Annotated in this window: 4 protein-coding genes; all 4 read left to right on the top strand. The window is 62.3% G+C overall.

What is annotated here, in order from left to right:
- The coding region (locus BEN49_RS27920) for a hypothetical protein (RefSeq protein WP_158022867.1) at positions 1-502 on the top strand (502 nt) is incomplete at its 5' end.
- Between the two features lie 66 nt (positions 503-568).
- Positions 569-988: a nucleotidyltransferase substrate binding protein gene (locus BEN49_RS11705; RefSeq protein WP_070743620.1), complete on the top strand. Its 420-nt coding sequence runs from the start codon at positions 569-571 to the stop codon at positions 986-988.
- Positions 989-991: 3 nt separating this feature from the next.
- On the top strand, positions 992-1,321 hold the full coding sequence (locus BEN49_RS11700) for a nucleotidyltransferase family protein (RefSeq protein WP_070743617.1): 330 nt from the start codon (positions 992-994) through the stop codon (positions 1,319-1,321).
- A gap of 13 nt (positions 1,322-1,334) precedes the next feature.
- Complete coding sequence (ccsA, locus tag BEN49_RS11695; protein ID WP_070743614.1) at positions 1,335-3,926, top strand: cytochrome c biogenesis protein CcsA; 2,592 nt, start codon at positions 1,335-1,337, stop codon at positions 3,924-3,926.
- Positions 3,927-4,440 lie beyond the last annotated feature (514 nt).

The raw sequence follows: 4,440 nt of genomic DNA, 5'->3' as shown, positions 1-4,440 counted from the left end.
CGAGCAGCACGCCTTCCGCAGCACCGAGCGCCGCCGGGTGCCGGTGGGCCGCAGCACCTACGGCGGCCGCCCCGCCGCCTACGCCGTGGCCGACACGCTGCCCGGGCCGGGCCTGTACCTGTACCAAGTGGTGGCCGAGGCCGCCCCCGACGGGGCCCCGCCGCCCACGGTGTTCAAGCAGTTCTGGGTAGCGTACAGCCAGTTAAATCCTATGCTGGGGCCCCTGGCTGCGGGGCCCCACCTCGTGCTGCCGCTGCAAAACTACCCGCGCCGGGCCGCGCTGTCGGTGCTGATAACGGACCCGGCGAGCGGCCGAATTTTGCTAAATAAACAGCTCATCAATCAACCAAACGACCCCAAAATGGGTTGGGTAGATGTGGCGCTGTGGCAAGCCGCTGGCATTAAAAAGGTGGAGGTGGCCATCACCTGCCACCCGGCGCACGCTCGGTATTTCACCGACCATTTGCTGTTGGTGGTGCCACCGCTGGTGGCCGCGCCGTAAATTTGTCTTTTACCCCTTTGGGGAGCCGTGGCCTTGGCCGCGCATCTCATCCCCCAATTTTCTCTCATGGATGCACTCGACCTTACTGCCTTGGAACGCTGCCTGGCGACGCTACGGCGGGCTAGTGCCCGGTTGCTGGCGGCGGGGGCCGACGGGGAGGACCACGACCTTTTCCGGGCCGCTAGTGTGAAGGAATTTGAGCTGATTCTGGAACTGGCCATTAAGCTGCTGCGCAAGGTGTTGCGCGATTATGTAACCTCAACGCGCGAGTTAGCAGAAATGCCTTTTAAGAACGTGTTGCGTCAGGCCGCTCAGCACGGCTTGCTTAGCCTGGAGGCCGTGGACCGCTGGTTTAACTACCGCGACTTGCGCAATACTTCGGCCCATGAGTACGGCCAGAATTTTGCCGAAAAAATTATTGTTGCGCTCCCGGATTTCATTCAGGACGCCGACGCTGTGCTGACCACCTTGCGCCAACACGCCTAACCAATGCTTGACCTTCGCCCCAAAGACCTCACCCTGCTGCACGATCTGATTGCCCGGCACCTGCCTCCGGCCGTGGCCGTGTGGGCTTACGGTAGCCGCGTGAACGGCGACGCCCACGACGGCAGCGACCTGGATGTGGTGCTGCGGGGCCCTGATTTGCAAGCCCTGCCCACTGGCGTGGCCAGCCGCTTCCGCGAGGCGCTGACGGACAGCAACCTGCCCATTTTTGTGGATGTGCACGACTGGGCGCTGCTACCGGCCAGCTTTCACCCGAGAATTTTAACCCGCTACGAAGTGGTTCGCCCCGGCCTGGCCGAGGCGGTGGCCGCTTAATTTGCTCTTACTTATGAACTTACTCGTTGGAGATATTGGCCACTTGAGCGTCATCGTGGCGTTTGTGGCGGCCGTGGTGGCGGCCTACGCTTACTTCCAGGCGGCGCGGGGCCGGGCTCTGGGCGACGTGGATGCCAGTTGGCAGCGGCTTGGGCGCGGCGCGTTTTTCGTGCACGGCGCGGCAGTACTAGCCGTGGTGGGGTGTCTGTTCGACATCATCTACCACCACCGCTACGAGTACTACTATGCCTGGAGCCACAGCTCCAACCACTTGCCCCTCAAGTACATGATATCGTGCTTCTGGGCCGGGCAGGAGGGAAGCTTCCTGCTCTGGATTTTCTGGCACGTGGTGCTGGGCGGCTGCATCATGCTCTTTAATAAGAAGTGGGAGGCGCCGGTGCTGGCCGTGTTCAGCGCCGTGCAGGCCTTCCTGGTGAGCATGATTGTGGGCGTGGTGGCCGGGGGCCTCAAAGTGGGTTCTTCGCCGTTCATGCTGCTGCGCGACTTCCTTACCGACCTGCCGGTGTGGAAGACCAACCCCAACTTCGTACCCAAGGACGGCACCGGCCTCAACGCCCTGCTCCAGAACTATTGGATGGTGATTCACCCGCCCACCCTGTTCCTGGGCTTTGCCCTCACGCTGGTGCCGTTCGCTTTCGCCATCGCCGCGCTCTGGAAGAAAGAGCTGACTTCCTGGGTGAAGCCCGCCATTCCGTGGGCCCTGGTGGGCGGCGGCGTGCTGGGCGTGGGCGTGATGATGGGGGCCTACTGGGCCTACGAAACCCTGAACTTCGGCGGCTACTGGAACTGGGACCCGGTGGAAAACGCCGTGTATATTCCGTGGTTGGTGCTGGTGGCGGCCCTGCACGGGCTGGTGCTGTGGCAGCGCCGCCGCACGGGCCTGCGCACGGCCTACGCGCTGGTTATCACCACGTTCATTCTGGTGCTCTACGCCACGTTCCTCACCCGGAGCGGCGTGCTGGGCAACGCGTCGGTGCACTCGTTCACCGATTTAGGCCTGTCGGGCCAGCTGCTGATTTACCTGGGCTTCTTCACTGTGCTGGCCGTGGGCCTGCTGGTCTGGCGCTGGCAGGAAATTCCGGTGTCGCCTAAAGAGCTGAGCATGTACAGCCCCGAGTTGTGGGTGTTTGTGGGTGCTACGGTGCTGTGCCTGGGGGCCTTCCAGGTGCTCTTCACCACCAGCATTCCAGTATATAATGCCTTTATGGGCTTCGTCGGCATCAAAACCAACCTAGCGCTGCCAGTTGACCAAATTGCCCACTACTCGAAATTACAGTTGTGGATGGGCGTGGGCGTGGGTCTTCTTTCGGGCGTGGGCCAGGTGATGTGGTGGCAGCGCAACGACAAGGAAACCTTGCTGAACTCCCTCACGCCGTCGGTGCTGCTGGCCCTATTGGGCACGGCCCTGGCGGTGCTGCTTATTCGTTACAACGGCCTCACGATTTCGCCGGCCTACGTGCTGTTGTTCCTGGCCGGGCTGTTTGGGGTGCTGGCCAACCTGGGTACGCTGTACACGCTGGCGCGGCGCGGCATCACGCTCTCGGGTGGGGCCCTGGCCCACTTGGGCGTGGCGCTGATGCTACTGGGCATCCTGGCCTCGTCGGGCTATTCGAGCATTATTTCCCGCAACGTGTCGGGCCTGCTTTACTCGCGCGAATTTTCGGAAGACATTAACCGCGACAATGTGCTGCTGTACCGCAACGAGGCCTCGCCCATGCACGGCTACCAGCTCACCTACGAGGGCCAGTACTTTGAGGTGCCCGGCGTGCCCGGCTACGTGAACAAGCAGATGCTGTTCCGCACTGACGACGACTACAAAACCCTGGCCCGCGCCGACATCAAGGTGGGCGATAAGCTATACTACAAGACGGGCGACACGGTAAGCATCGTGCCGGAAAATACCTTCTACCGCGTCGATTACGCCAAGAAAGCCACCGGCGAGAAGTTCACGCTCTACCCCCGGGCCCAGATTAACGAGGAAATGGGCGGCATCCTGGCCTCGCCCGACATCAAGCACTTCTGGGGCCACGACATCTACACCCACATCGGCGGGGCCCCCGACACGCGCAAGGACAAGCAGTGGAGCGAGCCCAAGGAGCACACGCTGAGCGTGGGCGACACAATTTTCCTGAACGACTACTTCGCCGTGTTCCGCGCCATCGAGCCGGCCCACGAAACGGTAGGCCTGGGCCTGCAAAAGGGCGATTTGGCCTTGCAGGCCGACATGATTGTGTCGGGCGAGCAGCGGCAGTACCACGCCCACCCGCTGTTTGTGGTGCGCAACCGCCTGGTGGGCCGCGTGCCCGATGAGGTAGATGACCTTGGCATTCGCATCAGCCTCAATAACGTTGATCCGCAGAAGGGCAAGTTTACCTTCGGCGTGAGCACGGCCCAGAAGGACTACATCATCCTGAAAGCGATGGAGAAGCCCTTCATTAACCTGCTCTGGAGCGGTACGCTGCTCATGGCCCTGGGCTTTGCCCTGAGTCTGCGCCAGCGCAACACCAAGCGCAACGCGGCCCCTGAGGCCCCGGAAGCCGATGCTTTGCCTGCGCCGCGCACCCGCCTAGCGCCCGTGGCTTGATTAATTAAAAATTAAAAATGATGAATTAAAAGCGCGTTGGGGCCCCCAGCGCGCTTTTGCTTTTGAAAGCTGTTTGGGAAGCAGTCTTGTTTGATAAACAAAAATTGAACGTCATGCAACGCGCAGCGAAGCACCTTTCTGGCGCAACTAATCTCGGTTACCGGCACCAGAAAGATGCTTCGCTGCGCGTTGCATGACGTTCAATGGTTTCCAAAGCAATTTATAGTCTCTAGCGCATGGTTCCAGCAAATCCCATTGACCCCAACTTGCCCCGAACGGGCCCGCTGCGCGTGGGCTTGTTCGGGGCCGGGCGCGTAGCCGGGCAGCTGGGCCCCGCGCTGGTAGCGGCTGGCCACACCGTGGCCTTCGTGTGGAGCCGCTCCGCCGCGCCAGCCGAAGCCCCTGGCCGCGGTGCTGCCGGGCGCGGCGGTGCTGCCGGACCTGGGGGCCCCTTGCCGCCCGCCGATGGTGTACCTGCTGGCCGTGCCCGATGCGGCCGTGGCCCCGGTGCTGG

The organism is Hymenobacter coccineus (assembly GCF_001816125.1).
Taxonomy (GTDB): Bacteria; Bacteroidota; Bacteroidia; order Cytophagales; family Hymenobacteraceae; genus Hymenobacter; species Hymenobacter coccineus.
Note: the sequence above shows the minus strand (reverse complement) of the source record. Positions and strands in the feature narration are given on the sequence as shown.

Coding starts and splice junctions, on each gene's coding strand:
- BEN49_RS11705 (WP_070743620.1), top strand. CDS start 569: ATGGATGCACTCGACCTTACTGCCTTGGAACGCTGCCTGGCGACGCTA.
- BEN49_RS11700 (WP_070743617.1), top strand. CDS start 992: ATGCTTGACCTTCGCCCCAAAGACCTCACCCTGCTGCACGATCTGATT.
- ccsA (WP_070743614.1), top strand. CDS start 1,335: ATGAACTTACTCGTTGGAGATATTGGCCACTTGAGCGTCATCGTGGCG.